Source organism: Bacillus sp. FDAARGOS_1420, from assembly GCF_019344915.1.
GTDB lineage: Bacteria > Bacillota > Bacilli > Bacillales > Bacillaceae_G > Bacillus_A > Bacillus_A mycoides.
In genome coordinates, this window is the sequence record NZ_JAHWJB010000002.1 from 3569426 (window position 1) to 3586809 (window position 17384).

Below are 17384 nucleotides of genomic sequence, written 5' to 3' on the forward strand. Positions count from 1 at the left end.
AGATTACTTTTTACTTAAGGGTAAAAAACTATTCAACATAACCATCTGAACATATACTGGCTACTCTTTTATCCTCCTGTCTGCTTTTCACTAATGTCCCATAGACGTTTTGCGACATCCCTATCCAAAGCGACTTCAGATGTTTTCCCCACTTGCTTGTCGGCATAGTAACAGCCACTATGGTCAATGAATCCATTTGATTCTGCTAGCCATATTAAAGTTTCCGCACCTTCCTCGGGTGTACGAGAGAAAGGTTTCATTGCCGCCATAGTTAAGCGAGCAACCAGACCATTGTCCTGGTTAAAATTCGTATTCACTAGCCCCGGGTCAAAGCTATAAGCACTAACACTCGTTCCCTCCAACCGCTGTGCCAATTCAGAGGTAAATAAAATGTTAGCTAGTTTTGTTTGCGCATAACGCATTGTAGGACCGCCCATGAACTTCTTAACACCGCGATACAGTTGTTCTGCATCTAGATCACCGAAATCAATTCCCTTTTTAGCCATTTTGTGACCGTGAGATGCGGTGGTAATGACACGAGCAGGAGCACTTTCTTTTAAACGCTCCAACAACAAATTAGTGAGTAAGAATGGACCTAAATGGTTTACTGCCCAGGTCATCTCCAAACCGTCCTCCGTAATTTGCCTTGTTTGAAATAAAGCACCAGCATTATTCACTAATATATCTATTCTCGGACACCTTTCTAAAATATCAGTAGCTACCCGGCGTATAGATTGTTGGGAAGCCATATCAGCCAGAAATAAATCTACCACCACATTCCCATTCGTTACATCCTTAATTTGAGTCATAGCATCATTCGCTTTTGCCTCGTTGCGTGCAATAATTCCTAGCTTGGCACCACGCTCCGCAAATGCCTTAGCTGCCGCTAATCCAATACCACTTGTGGCACCAGTGATTACTATATACTTGTCACGCAATGTCCACTTTGTATGACTTGGAATTTCCCCCATTGTACAAGAACCCCTTCCCTTGCCCATAAATATTTCATTCGTTTTACTATATGTGAGAGATGAACGAACCTATGAACAACATTTTTCCAAACAAAAAAAGCGAGAGCAGTTGCTCTCGCTTTTTTTATCTTAAAACTCAGAAGAACCTGGAGTTCTTGGGAATGGAATTACGTCACGGATGTTAGCCATGCCAGTAATGTACATTAGGAAGCGCTCGAAACCTAGACCGAATCCAGCGTGTTTTGTACCGCCGTATTTTCTAAGTTCTAAGTACCACCAGTAGTCCTCTTCGTTCATACCTAATTCTTTAATTCTGTCTACTAAAACGTCCATTCTTTCTTCACGTTGACTTCCGCCGATTAATTCGCCGATGCCAGGAACTAGAAGGTCAGTAGCTGCTACTGTTTTACCATCTTCGTTCATACGCATGTAGAATGCTTTAATGTCTTTCGGATAGTCAGTTACGAATACAGGGCGTTTGAAGATTTCTTCTGATAAGTATCTTTCGTGCTCTGTTTGTAAGTCAATACCCCATTCTACTGGGTATTTAAATTCAGCACCTGATTCTTGAAGTACTTTAATTGCTTCTGTATAAGTGATGCGACCGAAGTCAGAGTTGATCACGTTGTTCATGCGCTCTAGAACTGTTTTATCAACGAAGCTGTTGAAGAAGTCCATTTCTTCTGGTGCATGCTCTAGTACGTATTTCATTGCATATTTCAGCATATCTTCTGTAAGATCCATTACATCGCCTAACTCAGCGAATGCAATCTCAGGCTCAACCATCCAGAACTCAGCTGCGTGGCGAGTTGTGTTTGAGTTTTCTGCACGGAATGTAGGACCGAATGTGTACACATCACGGAACGCTAACGCATAAGCTTCAGCATTAAGCTGTCCACTTACTGTTAAGTTTGTTTCTTTACCGAAGAAGTCTTTTGATTCGTCAACTTGTCCGTCTTCACCTTTAGGTACGTTGTTTAAATCTTGCGTTGTTACGCGGAACATTTCGCCTGCACCTTCTGTGTCACTACCAGTGATGATTGGTGTGTGAACATGTACGAATCCACGCTCTTGGAAGAACTGGTGAATCGCAAATGCTGCGATAGAACGCACACGGAACGTTGCAGAGAATGCATTTGTTCTTGGACGTAAGTGAGCGATTGTACGTAAATATTCAAACGTATGACGCTTCTTTTGAAGTGGGTAATCAGAATCTGATAAGCCCTCGATATCAATTTTTTCTGCTTTAATTTCAAATGGTTGCTTCGCTCCAGGCGTTGCAATTACTTTACCTTCTACTTTAACTGAAGAGCTAAGTGGAAGCTTTGCAATTTCTTTGAAGTTCTCTAATTCTGTATCGAAAACGATTTGAACACCTTTGAAGAAGCTACCGTCGTTTAATTCGATGAAACCAAATGCTTTTGAATCACGTAAGTTACGAATCCAACCCGATACTTGTACTGTTTGATCTGCGTATTTATCTGTATCTCTATACAGACTTTTTACTAATGTGTTTTCCATAGTGAAATTCTCCTTTGCTGATATATTTAAATACAAAAAAACCTTTCATCCATAAAGGGACGAAAGGTTAAACTTCGCGGTACCACCCAATTTGTCATAAAGACCAACTTTAACTCGTATGTAATACATACTTCCCGGTTTGTAACAGGCCGGATTCCCGTCTAAGTCTACTCTTGAATACAAGTTTCAATTTCGGTTAGCAACTCCAAGGTGTTCTTCACATATACCGCCTCATCAGGCTCTCACCGTCCCTGACTCGCTTTGGATTATAGTATATACTACTTTTCCTTATCATCGTCTTTCGTTTTGTTAAACTAAAATTAATGTACTACATTCGAGAGAAAGATGCAAGATGCCAGAAAATATATCAGCGATTTTCGCAATATATCGACCGTAACTCCAAATATATCAGCGATTTTTATAATATATCGACTTACCGACATTTTCCGACAATCGTGCCATAAAAAAAATTGCCGGACTTAATCCGGCAATTTTTTATTACTTACGTAACTCCGCACCAAATTTCTCTTCTACCGCTGTTAATACACGGTTATGTGCTTCTGTTACTTCTTCGTCTGTTAATGTACGTTCTGCATCGAAGTAGTTCATAGAGAATGCAAGTGATTTCTTGCCTTCTTCCATTTTTTCACCTTCGTATAAGTCGAATAGTGCTACGTCTTTCAGAAGTTCTCCGCCAGCTTCAGCAATGACTTGCTTCATTTCACCAGCTTTTGTTTCTGTTGTTACTACAACAGCCATATCACGTGTCATAGATGGGAAACGTGGAATTGCTAAGTAGTAAGTTTCCTCAGCGTCTGCACCGAATACTTTTGCAAGAGATAATTCGAATACGAATGTATTTTTCACATCTAATTGTTTTTCTGTTTCCGGGTGCAATTGACCGATGAATCCGATTGCTTCACCATCTAATACGATGTCAGCTGTACGGCCTGGGTGCATGCCTTCACGTTTTGCTGGTGCATAAGTGATTTGATTTGCCACGCCAAGTACGTCGAATAATCCTTCTAATACACCTTTAACAACGAAGAAGTCTACAACTTTCTTCTCACCTTGCCATGCATGGTGAAGAGCAAGACCTGTCATAACACCTGCAAGATGTTGTTCTTCTTTCGGAAGTTCTCCTGCTTCTGTTGGTAAGAAGATAGAACCTACTTCATATAATGCAACGCTGTCGTTTTTACGTGCAACATTGTATGAAACTGCTTCTAACAATTGTGGCACTAAGCTTAAACGAAGTTGGCTACGCTCTTCGCTCATTGGAAGCGCAAGATTGACAGGAGCTTTTTCGTTCGGCTCAACCATATATTGTTTCGCTTTGTCAGCGCTTGTTAATGAATATGTGATTGCTTCATATAAACCAGCACCTTCTAGGAAGCGGCGTACTTTACGACGTTTCGTTTGTGCTGATGTTAATTTACCACGTGTCATTGTTCCAGATGGTAATGTAACTGGAATGTGATCATAACCATACAGACGACCTACTTCTTCTACTAAGTCTTCTGAAATTGTAATGTCAGGACGACGTGCTGGTACATTTACATGGAATGTTCCTTCTACTTCTGTGAATGGGAATTTTAAGTTTGTGAACATTGTACCCATTTCACTCGCAGAAATATCTGTACCTAATACACGGTTTACTTTTTCAGCTGTAACAGATACTGTACGTTCTTGTACTTGTAAGTTATCAGCTTCTACTACACCTTCAAGTGCTTCTCCACCAGCGTATTTTGCCATTAAAGCAGCTGCATGTTGAATTGCTTCAAATGTACGTGTTGGGTCGATTCCTTTTTCAAAACGTGCACTTGATTCGCTACGAAGACCTAAGTCTTTTGATGTACGACGCACTGTTTGACCTGCAAAGTATGCAGACTCAATTAGAACGTTTACTGTCTCGCTATCAACTTCAGAATCCGCTCCGCCCATTACACCAGCAACAGCTAACGCTTTTTCACCGTTTGTAATAACAAGGTGGTGGCTTTGTAACGTACGTTCTTGAGCATCTAATGTTTGAATCTTTTCGCCTTCTTTTGCAAGACGAACAACGATTTCTTTTGAACCTAATTTATCGTAATCGAATGCATGTAACGGTTGACCGTATTCCATTAAAATGTAGTTTGTAATATCAACTACATTACTAATTGGACGAATGCCAGCTGCCATAAGACGAGTTTGCATCCACATTGGTGATGGACCAATCTTTACGTTCTTCACCATTTTTGCAATATATAATGGGTTTTCTTCTTTCGCTTCTACACCTACAGAAATGTAATCAGAAGTTTTTTCTGCTGTTTCTTGTAAGTCGATAGCTGGAAGCTTTACTTCACGGCCGTAAATAGCTGCTACTTCATATGCAACACCTAACATGTTTAAGCAATCTGCACGGTTTGGTGTTAAACCAAGCTCAAGTACTTCATCATGTAAATTTAAAATTTCAAGTGCATCTGCACCAACTTCAGCATCACTTGGGAAGATGAAGATACCGTCTGCATATTCTTTCGCAACGAATTTCCCATCGATACCAAGCTCTTGAAGAGCACAAACCATACCGTGAGAAGCTTCCCCGCGTAGTTTTGCTTTTTTAATTTTGAAGTTACCAGGAAGTACAGCGCCAACTTTTGCAACTGGTACTTTTAAACCTTTTGCAATATTAGCAGCTCCACAAATAATTTGAACCGGCTCTTCTTCACCGATATCGATTAAGCATTTGCTTAATTTATCAGCTTCTGGGTGTTTTTCACATTCTAATACGTGACCAACTACAACACCTTTTACACCTTTATTTAATACTTCAACACCTTCTACTTCAATACCACTTTTCGTGATTTTGTCTGCTAGTTCTTGTGCTGTTACATCTTTAATATCTACATACTCTTGTAACCAACGATATGATACGAACATATTTATCCTCTCCTTCCCTTACGCTCGTTTGAACTGCTGTAAGAAACGTACATCATTTGTATAGAAATGACGAATGTCATCTACGCCGTATTTCAACATTGCGATACGCTCTGCGCCCATACCGAATGCGAAACCTTGATATTCTTTTGAATCATAACCAGCCATTTCAAGTACGTTCGGGTGAACCATACCTGCTCCTAAAATTTCGATCCAGCCAGTCCCTTTACAAGTGCCACAACCTTTACCGTGACACATCATACAAGAAATATCCATCTCTACAGACGGCTCTGTGAATGGGAAGAAACTTGGACGAAGACGGATTTCACGATCTTCACCGAACATCTTTTTCACGAATACTTGCAGTGTACCTTTTAAGTCACTCATGCGAATGTTTTTATCAATTACAAGACCTTCAATTTGCATGAATTGGTGTGAATGCGTTGCATCATCGTCATCGCGGCGATACACTTTACCAGGACAAATAATTTTAATCGGTCCTTTTTCTTTATTCTTTTCCATCGTACGTGCTTGCACAGAAGATGTATGTGTACGTAGTAACGTTTCTTCTGTAATGTAGAATGTATCTTGCATATCACGCGCTGGGTGATCTTTCGGTAAGTTTAATGCTTCGAAGTTGTAGTAGTCTTTTTCTACTTCTGTTCCTTCAGCTACTTCATAACCCATACCGATGAATACATCTTCAATTTGTTCAACAACTGCTGTTAACGGATGGTGACAACCTGTTTCAACAGGACGACCTGGCAGTGTAACATCAATTGTTTCAGTAGCTAATTTCGCCTCAATTACTGCTTTTTCTAAGTTACCAATTTTGTCTTCTAGACGCGTTTGAATCGCTTCACGTACTTCATTTACTAATGCTCCCATACGTGGACGCTCTTCTGCTGATAATTTTCCCATGCCGCGTAATACTTCTGTAATTGGACCCTTTTTCCCTAAATACGCTACGCGTACGTCGTTTAAGCCCTTTAGCTCTTTCGCTTCTTCAATAAGCTCTAACGCTTTTTGCTTTAGCTCTTTTAAACGTGCTTCCATTTGGAACCCTCCTAATTTTAAAAATAAAAAAACCCCGCTCCCAAAAAGGGACGAGGTAAATTCGCGGTACCACCCTAAATTGACAGAACAAGTCTGCCCACTCATTAGTTATAACGATCAATTCTGACCGGAACGCCTTTACATATAAATGGTCCTGGCGCCAACTCCAGAGGTGAATTCACTTCCATCTACCATAAGAATGCTTTCAGTCTACGGCACTCTCTCCCTATATGGCGATTTTGTAAGCTACTCTTCTCTATCAACGTTTTTCATTAATATACTTTTATTATATGTTCAAAAAAGTTCGATACTCATTTCACCACTTTTTTATGAACATGCACTTCAACTTATTATAAGAAGTTTTTTATCGATTCGCAACTGGGCTTTGTAAATAATACGTTAAAATCCCTGCTGCAACCGCAACATTTAATGATTCTGCCCCGCCGTAAATCGGAATATACAAGTTTTGATCACTTTTCGCAAGAATTTCTTGGCGTACGCCGCTTCCTTCATTCCCTACAATTAATGCAAAACTTCCAGCCGGGGTTACTTCACCAAATGGAACTCCATTTTCAAGAGCTGTTCCATATACAGGGACGTTATTTTCTTTTAACTTGTCTACCCATTCTTCTAAGTTCCCTTTCACAACCGGTAAGTGGAAAATAGAACCTTGTGTAGATCGTAGTACTTTACTATTATAAACATCAACGCACCCTTCTCCAAGCACAACGGCATGAATACCCGCTGCATCCGCTGTACGAATAATCGTTCCCAAATTACCTGGGTCTTGAAGGCCGTCTAATAAAAGAAATTTCCCATCAGTAAGAGCTACTTCTTTTTCATGTTTCTCACAAACAGCAAATACACCTTGCGTTGTTTCTGTTTCGCGAAGTACTTTTACAATTGCTTCAGGCACAATATACATTTCAACATCATTAACTGTCCAATCTTTCGGAAGATCTGTCTGATCTGAAACGATAAGTTCTGTTACAACTCCTGCCTTTAACGCTTCCTCTACTAAATGGAATCCTTCTACAAAAAATAAAGCTTTGTTATCGCGCTCTTTTTTCGTCTGCAGCTTTTTCCACTGCTTCACACGCGGGTTTTGTACTGAATCAATGTTTTTCATAATATGTATTTCCCTCTCTTCTTGTCTTATCATTATAGCCTATTTTTCATACATATTTACATAAAAAAGAACAAAAACTAACGTCAGTTTCAATTCTGAAGAAGAGGTGAAGATAATGAGTTTTAATTTACGCGGCGCGGTATTAGCGAATGTATCTGGAAATTCACAAGATCAATTACAAGAAACGATTGTCGATGCAATTCAAAGCGGTGAAGAAAAAATGCTTCCAGGTCTTGGCGTTTTATTCGAAGTCATTTGGAAAAATGCTGATGAAAATGAAAAACACGAAATGTTAGGAACACTGGAGCAGGGATTAAAAAAATAAACAATAAAACGTCACCTTAGAAAAAAAACTAAGGTGACGTTTTATGTCTATAAAATTTTTCTTCTCCTAAACATTTCTACTTTACTAACGCTGATTGATGGAGTACAATGTTCAAAATACATTTAAACCGATCGATTTTCTTCATATACATCATTGGATAAAAGGAGTGAATGTTTTATGCAACGTATTACGCTTGAACAAGTTTTTAAACATCACATTACACAAAAATATGTAAACCGTTCTGGAATGGTCCACGCGATTGCTGTCGCTTATCATGCGTTTCACCTAGCCAAAAAGCATCACGCCTCAGTCGATGCTGCGACAAAGGCTGGCTTCCTTCATGATATCGGACATCATACGTGGTACACAGGCGGCGAATGGGACTATGACTTGTATAAAAAGAATGATATACATGCGATTAAAGGGGCAGAAAGATCTCATAAATTGCTTATTAGATTAGGAGAACATCCTAAACTAGCAAAAGAAATTTCTATTGCGATTCTTCTTCATACAGATTCTTTCTTAGTACAGCAAGAAATTGAAAGAACATCTCTTCAAAACATTATTAAATGGGCAGACGAAGCAGATGAAGAACCGGGTGGAGCGCACCATTATAGAACGATTTCTTACGAAAAAGCACTTAAAGCTATTCAGCAATTAGACCGATTGGTAGAGCGTGAATTACAAATAGAGCAAAAGAAATTGAATGACAAGGCAGAACATAGTTATCAATGAGAAAGAGGCATCACTATAGGGTGATACCTCTTTTATTATTTTGCGAAAAATACACCTTTGTATGTAATATTTAAATGTTACACTCAAAAGCAAAATACTTTATAATTAAATATACAAATATAAAGAGGTGATTTTACAAATGCAACCCGCTGCACAACTTTCTAATGAACAGAAATACTCTATGTCATGGGGACAATTTATTAGCTCCGTTTTATTCGCTTTTTTCGGAACCGGACTTATTACTGTGTTCCTCGCAATGCCCTTAACAATTTATACAGCCGGTCTTACAGATAAAAAACAAATTGTCCTGTATGAATCTATTGCAAATACTGCAAGTATCGTATTACAACTAGCCGTGTTGTTATTCTTCATTTTTAAATTCGAACCCGCAAAAAAATTACTACTAAAATCTTTTAACTTTAAAGTACTTAAAGAATGGCGTACATACGTATACTTACTTCTTTTCTTCGCTATAAACATTATACTCAATTACATCTTGTTAAATTATGTGTTCCAAGACGCAACGAAGCAGCAATCTTCCGCACTAAACTTAGACGTTTTTAAGCAGTATCAAATATTATTACTTCTCGGCTTCGCTATACTCACACCAATTTTTGAAGAACTTATTTTCCGTGGTTTTATACTTCGCTTCTTCTCAGAACGCTTTCCATTTTGGATTGCAGCCATTTTAACAAGCTTCTTCTTCGGTATCGCTCATACATACTCACTTGGAGTAATGGTAATTACTTTCTTCATGGGATTATTAATGGCTATTTTATGTAAAAAAACAAATTCCATTATTCCAGCTATGTTATTTCATATTATGAATAATATGTTAGCATTCTTGAGTTAGAAAGAGGTGTCATCGCGATACCTCTTTTATTAATTCGTATCATCACTTCTCATTTCTATCAATTTATACATATTTATTAATAACATCCAAAATAAACCTCATGTAGTAAAATATAACTCATCACCATAGAAGGAGATTATTTATGTCGAGCTTACTTTGGATTTTTTATATGCCACTTCTTGTTTTATGCGGATTTTTCGGCGGTATTTTTTTAATTATTACTAGCATTAAACACCTTAAATTATTTGTGGGTTTAATGGGGCTACTTAGCCTATCTTTTGTCACACTACCTTTTGTTTTTTGGGGCATGGGGGTGAATAGCGATACGATCCTCCCTATTTCAACTACTTTATATTGGATACTGTTTTCTTTAACTGGATTATTGGCAGGATTAAATGGATTACAGGCAAAGATTAAAAGTATACGTAATATGGGATTCATTATTTTTATCGCTGGCATATTAGGGGTTATTTTCTGGGTACTTATGTCTGTAGGGGATTCATTCTATATATAATATTTTATCGGAGGTAATACAGAAGTGTTTTGAATATTAACTTGGATGGTTTTGGCTCTTACTTTGATGTTATGCGAATTCATCGTTGGCATTTTTTTAATTGCTGCCGGAATGAAATATCGAAAATCATTTATCGTTATAGCTGGTTTAATTAGCATATCGCTTATCGTTGTTCCTATCATTTGTATAGGTTTTGGAATAGATTCAGAGGGGATGCTTCCAATTTCAGGAACTTTATATTGGTGTTTCTTCTCTTTAGCTGGACTATTAGCTATTATAAGCGGAGGGCAAATATCGAGTATTCGTTCTATGGGGACAATTTTGTTTATAACAGGGCTGTGCTCCGTAGCTGGTTATCATTTTTTATATCTCACTCTTTAAAAAGACAAAAAAGCAGGGAAATTAATTCCCTGCTTTTCTATTTGGTTTATTGCCTGATGGTAAGAAGAACGATAACACCCAAGCAATACCTGCGAGTATAGTTGCAATTAAGAAGGCATCGTTAATACCGTTAATTGCAGATAGCTTTGAAATTTGTCCGAATAATAGTTGTGTACTCATCGCATCTCCTGCTTGAGCTGATCCGGCTAATGCCGCTAAGCTTTGGCCCATACCGTGTACTTTATCAACTAAAATCGGGTTTGACGTTGTTAACATATTGCCGTAATCCGCTACGTGAGCAGTAGTTTGTTGCGTCATAAGCGTGATTAATATCGCTGTTCCAATTGAACCAGCTACTTGTCTTGACGTATTTTGCGTTGCTGTACCGTGAGAAATTAATTTCATCGGCAGTGCATTCATACCAGCTGTCATAATTGGCATCATAATGAATGACATACCAATTGAGCGTATAATATAATCCGTCATAATAACGCTATACGGTGTATCCATCGATAACGTTGTAAATTTATATGTCGCAAATGTTGTAATGGCTAATCCGACAATTGCTAACGGACGAATACCATACTTATCAAATAGTTTACCTGCAACTGGTCCCATGATCCCCATAATTAATGATCCTGGAAGTAATAATAAACCAGATTCCATCGGTGTAAAACCGCGAATGTTTTGCAAGTATACTGGAAGTAATAACATACCTCCGAATAAGGCCATCGTTACAATCGCGTTAATTACTAATGTGAAAGTGAACGTCGGATATTTAAATACTTGTAAATCGAGCATTTTATTGTCTGTTGTTAACTCTCTCCAAATAAATACAGCTAAACCAATGACACCGATGATAAGTGTTATAACAACTTCTGCACTAGTCCAGCCATTATTTCCAGCTTCACTAAATCCGTACAGTAAGCTACCTAGTCCAATACTTGAACTAATAACACCGAATACATCTAACTTTGTTTTAGACACTGGCTGAGCTAGTGTAAAGAATTTTAAAGATAAGAACGTAATAATTAAACCGATAACAAACATCCCATAGAACATTAAGTTCCAGCTATAGTTTTCAATTACCCAACCTGTTACAGTTGGTCCGATAGCTGGTGCTAAAATCATCGCTACCCCAAGTAGTCCCATAGCTGCTCCGCGTTTATTAGGCGGGAATAATGTCATGAAGATATTCATACCAACTGGCATTAAAATACCTGCACCAACCGCTTGAATAACGCGGCCCGTCATCATCATTGTGAAGTTTCCTGATGTAGCACAAATGATAGATCCTACAGTGAAGAATAACATTGCTGCTATGAATAATTTACGATACGTAAACCGTGAAACTAAAAATGCACTGATTGGTACTAAAATTCCGTTTACAAGCATGAAGCCTGTAATTAACCATTGTGCTGTTGAAGTTGATACGTTAAATTCGTTCATTAATGGAGGCAGTGCAACATTAATGATCGTTTGGTTTAAAATAGAAACGAACATACCGAGAATTAATACAGCTACAACTGCTTTTACATTCACATTCTCTACCGGCAATTGTCTCTTCAGCATTTCTTTTTCCTGTTTTACTTGCTCTTGCTTCCCTGTTTCTAATTCCACTACGTTAGAAGCTTCTGTTTCTTGTTTTTGTTCAAGTTCTTTCTCTACTGTTTCTGCTTGACTTACTTCTATCTTACTTACGGCTGGGACTTGTTCTTCTCCCACATTCGTTTTTTTCTTTCGTAAAAGACGATTTATAAGGAAGAAGACGATTATACAAAATAGTGCATATCCTACAATTGCAATTGAGGACATCTCATCTCCCCCTTACTTATGAATACGAACTGACACATTCATTCCAGGAACAATATTTACTGATTTACTATGATCTAAAGAAATTTTAACTGGTACAACTTGCTTTACTTTCGTATAGTTCGCTGTTGAGTTACTTGATGGTAACATCGAGAATGTATTCGCCGTTGTTAATCCAACTTGTTCTACTTTTCCTGTTAACGTTGTATCTGGGTATGCATCTACATACACATCTACTGTTTGGCCTTTTTGAACATCATCAATATTTGTTTCTTCAATATTTGCTGTTACCCATAAATTGTTCATATCAAATGCGTAAGCAATTGGGCTTCCTGCTCCAACGAACGCATTAGTTGTTGCGTTTGATTGTACAACTGTTGCATTTTGTGGAATTGTTACATCTACTGTTTGCTCACCATTTGCTCCTGCTACAGTAACCGCACCTAATTTATCGTTCTCATTGTAGTTTTTTCCTACTTCAGCTTTCCAGTCTGTTAATTTACCTGCTACTGGTGATGCAATTGGGATTACTTTCCCATCAATCTTTGCATTTTCTGTTTTTAAATAGTTTTCCGATTGATTGTAATAGTAATAACCGCCAATACCGCCGCCAACTAATACAATTAATGTGATAATGTTGATAATTACCATTCTTCGAAACTGATTCATTGCATTCCTCTCCTTATATCGCATATAATTTTTTTCTAAACTATTTACACCCTTAGTGTTTATATTGTTTAATTGTTAATTATATTAACCTTTAAACAAAAAAAGCACACCTTTTACGATGCAAACTATGTTTTGTCTGCATCCTAGCGGTGCTGATTTCTAAAGGACTATCGTTTATAATTATAAATAATTATCCCGAATCTACAACCAACAATTTAAACTTATATGTTGTTTAAACAACATTACACTATACATGTGTTGTTTAAATTCAAAAAATTAAACGAGGTGAAGTAAAAATGTCTATTAAAAATACAAATGATCCACGTGTAAAACGAACGAGACAACTCATACAGGATGCTTTTGTCGCTTTAGTAGGCGAAAAGGGCTTCGAAAATGTAACTGTGCAACATATCGCGGAACGTGCTCCTGTAAATCGCGCTACATTTTATAGCCATTACCATGATAAATATGATTTATTAGACAAAAGCATAGAAGAAATGTTAGAAAAATTAGCTGAAGTCATTAAACCACAAAATCGAAATAAAGAAGATTTTCAGCTCACTTTTGATTCACCGCATCCAACCTTTTTAGCTTTGTTTGAACATATAGCAGAAAATGTGAACTTCTATAACGTTATGCTTGGTGATAAAGCCGCTGGAAACTACTCTTATAAAATGATGAAAACAGTCCAAACACATTTAACATTAAGCTTATCTATTTCACAACCTGATGATGAAGAACTCATGGTTCCTCGTGACATTCTTATTAGTTATGTTACAGGGGCTCATATCGGAATGATTATGTCATGGTTAAAAAGAGGCATGATTTATACCCCGCATTTCATGGCAATGCAATTAACTCGCTTAATTATTTTAGGAGCCCATACTGCAGCAGGATTAGAACGACCGTTTTAAAAATGGAAAAAGCGAAGGAAATTATCCTTCGCTTTTTTCTATTAATTAAATGTAATGTTATGTACAGCCTCTTTATCAAGACGTTTAATAACTTCCACAATTAACTTCACTGCGTTTTCATAATCATCACGATGTAACATCGCTGCATGAGAATGAATGTAGCGTGTCGCAATCGTAATTGCCATAGACGGAATACCGTTTACAGAAATGTGAATTGCTCCTGCATCCGTTCCCCCGCCCGCTACAGAGTCATATTGGTATGGAATTTGTAATTCATCAGCAACATCAACTACGAAATCACGTAAACCTGTATGACCAATAACAGAAGCATCATATAAAATGATCTGCGGTCCATCGCCCATTTTACTTTGCGCTTCTTTTGCCGTTACACCTGGTGTATCCCCAGCAATACCAACATCTACAGCGAATGCGATATCGGGCTTAATATAGTTTGCAGATGTTTTCGCACCACGAAGACCAACTTCTTCTTGTACAGTACCAACGCCGTATACAACGTTTGGATGCTTTTCATCTTTTAATTGTTTTAATACGTCAATTGCAATTGCACAACCAATTCGGTTATCCCATGCTTTTGCAAGTAACATCTTTTCATTCTTCATCACTTGGAATTCGAAGTACGGTACAACTTGATCTCCTGGTCGTATGCCCCACTCCATCGCTTCTTCTTGGCTAGAAGCACCAATATCGATGAACATGTCTTTAATTTCAACTGGCTTTTTACGAGCTTCTGGAGGTAAAATGTGCGGTGGTTTTGAACCAATTACACCTGTTACATCTCCTTTACGCGTTACAATCGTTACGCGCTGTGCAAGCATAACTTGCGACCACCAGCCACCCACCGTTTGGAAACGAAGGAAGCCTTTGTCATCAATTTGCGTAATCATAAAGCCAACTTCATCTAAATGACCTGCAACCATAATTTTCGGGCCGTTTTCTTCCCCAACTTTTTTCGCAACTAAACTTCCTAAATTGTCAGTAGAAAGTTCATCTGCAAACGGCTCAATATATTTCTTCATTACTTCACGTGGTTCGCGCTCGTTACCCGCAATACCGCGTGCGTCTGTTAATTCTTTTAGCATTGTCAATGTCTCGTCTAATTTTATCATTGCCAACACCCTCCTTTTTCTTCAGTCACTTTATTATACAAAAGGAAATTGAAATATTCAAAAATTAAATTAGTATCCTTGTGTTTGACGCTGATGATTTACTTCATTTTTATCTAAATATGCTTTTTCAATTTCATCTTGTTCAAATTCAAGCGCTTGTCCAAGGCGAAGATAGCTTGTAAATAGTTCAATATAGTTCGTAATAGAAGGCTGATCTGTAAAACGAATTACTTTCGCATATGTGTCTAAGAAAATTTCTACTTGTGTTTTATTCGTTTGCGCACATTTATAGAATAAGAAATTTTTATCAATTCCTAAATCGATTCCGATTGATAAAATAAAATGCAAACCATCTACGTATTCTTCTAATATTACTTCACGTTCTGAAGCTGGTTTATTGCTCCAATATTTAAAACAACGTGTTTCATTTGCAAGTTCTCCAATTTCTACAAGAAGAGCTAACATTTTTTCTTTTAACAATTTCTTCGGTTGTAAGTCATGTTCTTTCACAATACGGTCATCTAATTCTTTTTGTAATTTAAATAGTTGTAGTAAGTCCATTCTATTGTCCTCCTCCAACATCGCATTTTCCGCAACAATGTTGTTTCATCTCAAAGTTCATTATTATTTTTCGTTTCTTATTAACAAGTCAGCTACCTACATCTTTATAAAGATAGTTTGTCCTTAATTTGCAAATACGTTTCAATCATCACTCATATATTGTTCACTTGATGAAAGTTCCATATCATCTTTCCATTATAGCAGTGTCGTTTCTGCTAGGAAAGATGCACTTCTCACGAATGAGTTCAAATAAAGTGAAACTTTAATAAGTGGGGGGGTTTTGTTCATCCCCACTTATTATTAGCCTTCACCAATCGGGCTTTTACGGGCAGCCCGGCTCCCACCTAACTTCTTTGCTCCAGCTGAATTTTGAGGTGGGAGTTTTACTGCCCGCAAATAGAGGGATAAAAAAAGTCAGGAGGATTCTCCTGACTTTATATATACATTCTTTTATATCGCTATAGCTTTTATATTGATTTTGTCATATCGATAACGACACATCCGTTAATCTTTCCTACTTTCATGTAAAAGCCTCCTCGTTATCGTTACAAAAGTTCTTACAAGCACATCTTAATATACTTGAGCAAGAAATAACGATAATAAGTGGAGGATTTTACAATAAATGCAAATAAAAAAACCTTAGAAGAAAATCTTCTAAGGTTTTAAACAATTAGTTAATGTTGTTTTTTGCAACTGTTGCTAATTCAGCGAAAGCTTTTTCGTCATGAACAGCTAAGTCAGCAAGCATCTTGCGGTTAACTTCGATGCCAGCATTTTTTAAACCGTGCATTAAGCGGCTGTAAGAAAGACCATTCATACGAGCTGCTGCGTTGATACGTGTAATCCATAATTTACGGAAGTCACGTTTCTTTTGACGACGGTCACGGAATGCATACATTAGAGATTTCATAACCTGTTGGTTAGCAACCTTAAATAATGTACTCTTAGAACCGTAGTAACCTTTTGCTAATTTTATAACTTTTTTACGACGTTGACGAGTAACTGTACCACCTTTTACTCTTGGCATAATATTACCTCCTAGTTTGTTCTATATATCAGCCGAACTTATTTTAAGTTGTCAAGCATTTGACGAATGCGTTTGAAGTCACCAGCGCTAACTACACCAGCTTTACGTAGTTTACGTTTAGCTTTTGTAGATTTGTTAGCGAATAAATGGCTTGTGTAAGCGTGAGAACGCTTCAGTTTACCAGATCCAGTCTTTTTGAAACGCTTTGCAGCGCCGCGATGAGTTTTTTGTTTAGGCATAGGTATTTCCTCCTCTATCTATTACTTATCGTTTTTCGGTGCTAAAACTAAGAACATACTACGTCCTTCCATTTTAGGCTTAGATTCAATTGTACTAACTTCAGCACAAGCTTCTGAGAAGCGATCTAAAACACGTTGACCGATTTCTTTATGAGTAATGGCACGTCCTTTAAAGCGAATTGACGCTTTAACCTTGTCGCCTTTCTCTAAAAACTTGACAGCATTACGAAGTTTTGTGTTAAAGTCATGTTCATCAATTGTTGGACTTAAACGAACTTCTTTCATGCTAATTACTTTTTGATTTTTGCGCTGTTCTTTTTCTTTCTTCTGTTGCTCAAAGCGGAATTTACCGTAGTCCATAATGCGGCATACTGGTGGTTTCGCATTTGGAGCAACCAATACTAAATCAAGATTAAGACCTGCAGCTAAGTCTAAAGCGTCATTACGAGACTTGATTCCAAGTTGATCGCCGTTTGCGCCAACTAAGCGTACTTCACGTGCACGAATTTGCTCGTTAATCATCATATCCTTGCTAATAGTAAGCCACCTCCAAGGTTTTCTTAGAATACGTTTTGCAATTGTAGAACCCGAACAAAAAAAGTGCGGGCACACGGCACCCACACTTGTAATATCT

The 17384-nt window shown here is 37.7% G+C and carries 18 protein-coding genes and 3 other annotated features (1 of these 21 cut by a window edge); of the genes, 6 read left to right on the forward strand and 12 right to left on the reverse strand.

Annotation, left to right across the window (positions count from 1 at the left end):
- Positions 1 to 68 precede the first annotated feature (68 nt).
- From I6L50_RS28545 to I6L50_RS28565, 5 genes are all read right to left on the reverse strand, one after another.
- Complete coding sequence (locus tag I6L50_RS28545) at positions 69 to 971, reverse strand: SDR family oxidoreductase (RefSeq protein ID WP_219303753.1); 903 nt, start codon at positions 969 to 971, stop codon at positions 69 to 71.
- Positions 972 to 1100: 129 nt separating this feature from the next.
- Positions 1101 to 2492, reverse strand: a complete 1392-nt coding sequence (asnS, locus tag I6L50_RS28550; RefSeq protein ID WP_002034242.1) for an asparagine--tRNA ligase — start codon at positions 2490 to 2492, stop codon at positions 1101 to 1103.
- Between the two features lie 52 nt (positions 2493 to 2544).
- Positions 2545 to 2796 (reverse strand) — a binding site (T-box leader).
- 194 nt (positions 2797 to 2990) lie between these two features.
- The gene (gene pheT, locus I6L50_RS28555; RefSeq protein WP_219303638.1) at positions 2991 to 5411 is read right to left on the reverse strand and encodes a phenylalanine--tRNA ligase subunit beta; all 2421 of its coding nucleotides are present in this window, start codon (positions 5409 to 5411) and stop codon (positions 2991 to 2993) included.
- Between the two features lie 18 nt (positions 5412 to 5429).
- Entirely contained in the window at positions 5430 to 6464 is a 1035-nt protein-coding gene (gene pheS / locus I6L50_RS28560) for a phenylalanine--tRNA ligase subunit alpha (RefSeq protein ID WP_002015457.1), read from the reverse strand.
- A gap of 43 nt (positions 6465 to 6507) precedes the next feature.
- Positions 6508 to 6736 (reverse strand) — a binding site (T-box leader).
- A 92-nt stretch (positions 6737 to 6828) separates the two neighbouring features.
- A complete protein-coding gene (locus I6L50_RS28565) occupies positions 6829 to 7626 on the reverse strand; it encodes a TrmH family RNA methyltransferase (RefSeq protein WP_002015458.1) in 798 nt (265 codons plus the stop codon).
- Between the two features lie 82 nt (positions 7627 to 7708).
- On the opposite strand from I6L50_RS28565, the gene sspI reads away from it, so the two are divergent.
- The 5 genes from sspI to I6L50_RS28590 all read left to right on the forward strand — a co-directional run bounded on the left by sspI (position 7709) and on the right by I6L50_RS28590 (position 10401).
- Complete coding sequence (gene sspI, locus I6L50_RS28570; protein WP_000009511.1) at positions 7709 to 7918, forward strand: small acid-soluble spore protein SspI; 210 nt, start codon at positions 7709 to 7711, stop codon at positions 7916 to 7918.
- Positions 7919 to 8095: 177 nt separating this feature from the next.
- The gene (locus I6L50_RS28575) at positions 8096 to 8653 is read left to right on the forward strand and encodes an HD domain-containing protein (RefSeq protein WP_002143328.1); all 558 of its coding nucleotides are present in this window, start codon (positions 8096 to 8098) and stop codon (positions 8651 to 8653) included.
- A gap of 139 nt (positions 8654 to 8792) precedes the next feature.
- A complete protein-coding gene (locus I6L50_RS28580; RefSeq protein WP_219303640.1) occupies positions 8793 to 9506 on the forward strand; it encodes a CPBP family intramembrane glutamic endopeptidase in 714 nt (237 codons plus the stop codon).
- A gap of 142 nt (positions 9507 to 9648) precedes the next feature.
- Positions 9649 to 10020 (forward strand): hypothetical protein, encoded by a 372-nt coding sequence (locus tag I6L50_RS28585; RefSeq protein WP_002165001.1) that lies wholly within the window; start codon positions 9649 to 9651, stop codon positions 10018 to 10020.
- A 66-nt stretch (positions 10021 to 10086) separates the two neighbouring features.
- Positions 10087 to 10401: an ammonia permease gene (locus I6L50_RS28590; protein ID WP_374108431.1), complete on the forward strand. Its 315-nt coding sequence runs from the start codon at positions 10087 to 10089 to the stop codon at positions 10399 to 10401.
- 21 nt (positions 10402 to 10422) lie between these two features.
- Here the strand turns inward: I6L50_RS28590 and I6L50_RS28595 are convergent, their stop codons facing one another.
- A complete protein-coding gene (locus tag I6L50_RS28595; RefSeq protein ID WP_002088915.1) occupies positions 10423 to 12216 on the reverse strand; it encodes a DHA2 family efflux MFS transporter permease subunit in 1794 nt (597 codons plus the stop codon).
- Between the two features lie 12 nt (positions 12217 to 12228).
- Entirely contained in the window at positions 12229 to 12882 is a 654-nt protein-coding gene (locus I6L50_RS28600) for an HlyD family secretion protein (RefSeq protein ID WP_002088916.1), read from the reverse strand.
- A 296-nt stretch (positions 12883 to 13178) separates the two neighbouring features.
- Between I6L50_RS28600 and I6L50_RS28605 the strand changes: the two genes are divergently transcribed.
- Positions 13179 to 13796, forward strand: a complete 618-nt coding sequence (locus tag I6L50_RS28605) for a TetR/AcrR family transcriptional regulator (RefSeq protein ID WP_016092410.1) — start codon at positions 13179 to 13181, stop codon at positions 13794 to 13796.
- A gap of 41 nt (positions 13797 to 13837) precedes the next feature.
- Here I6L50_RS28605 and I6L50_RS28610 read toward each other — a convergent pair whose 3' ends face one another.
- The 5 genes from I6L50_RS28610 to infC form a co-directional block, all read right to left on the reverse strand.
- Positions 13838 to 14923 carry a M42 family metallopeptidase gene (locus tag I6L50_RS28610; RefSeq protein ID WP_002088917.1) on the reverse strand — a complete coding sequence of 362 codons (1086 nt, stop codon included), beginning with the start codon at positions 14921 to 14923 and terminating at the stop codon, positions 13838 to 13840.
- Between the two features lie 69 nt (positions 14924 to 14992).
- On the reverse strand, positions 14993 to 15484 hold the full coding sequence (locus I6L50_RS28615) for a dUTP diphosphatase (RefSeq protein ID WP_002015469.1): 492 nt from the start codon (positions 15482 to 15484) through the stop codon (positions 14993 to 14995).
- 670 nt (positions 15485 to 16154) lie between these two features.
- A complete protein-coding gene (gene rplT / locus I6L50_RS28620) occupies positions 16155 to 16511 on the reverse strand; it encodes a 50S ribosomal protein L20 (RefSeq protein ID WP_001138364.1) in 357 nt (118 codons plus the stop codon).
- A 38-nt stretch (positions 16512 to 16549) separates the two neighbouring features.
- Complete coding sequence (gene rpmI / locus I6L50_RS28625) at positions 16550 to 16750, reverse strand: 50S ribosomal protein L35 (RefSeq protein WP_001125945.1); 201 nt, start codon at positions 16748 to 16750, stop codon at positions 16550 to 16552.
- Between the two features lie 21 nt (positions 16751 to 16771).
- Positions 16772 to 17275, reverse strand: a complete 504-nt coding sequence (gene infC / locus I6L50_RS28630) for a translation initiation factor IF-3 (protein ID WP_002015470.1) — start codon at positions 17273 to 17275, stop codon at positions 16772 to 16774.
- 63 nt (positions 17276 to 17338) lie between these two features.
- Positions 17339 to 17384 (reverse strand) — a sequence feature (ribosomal protein L20 leader region); it runs 75 nt beyond the window's last position.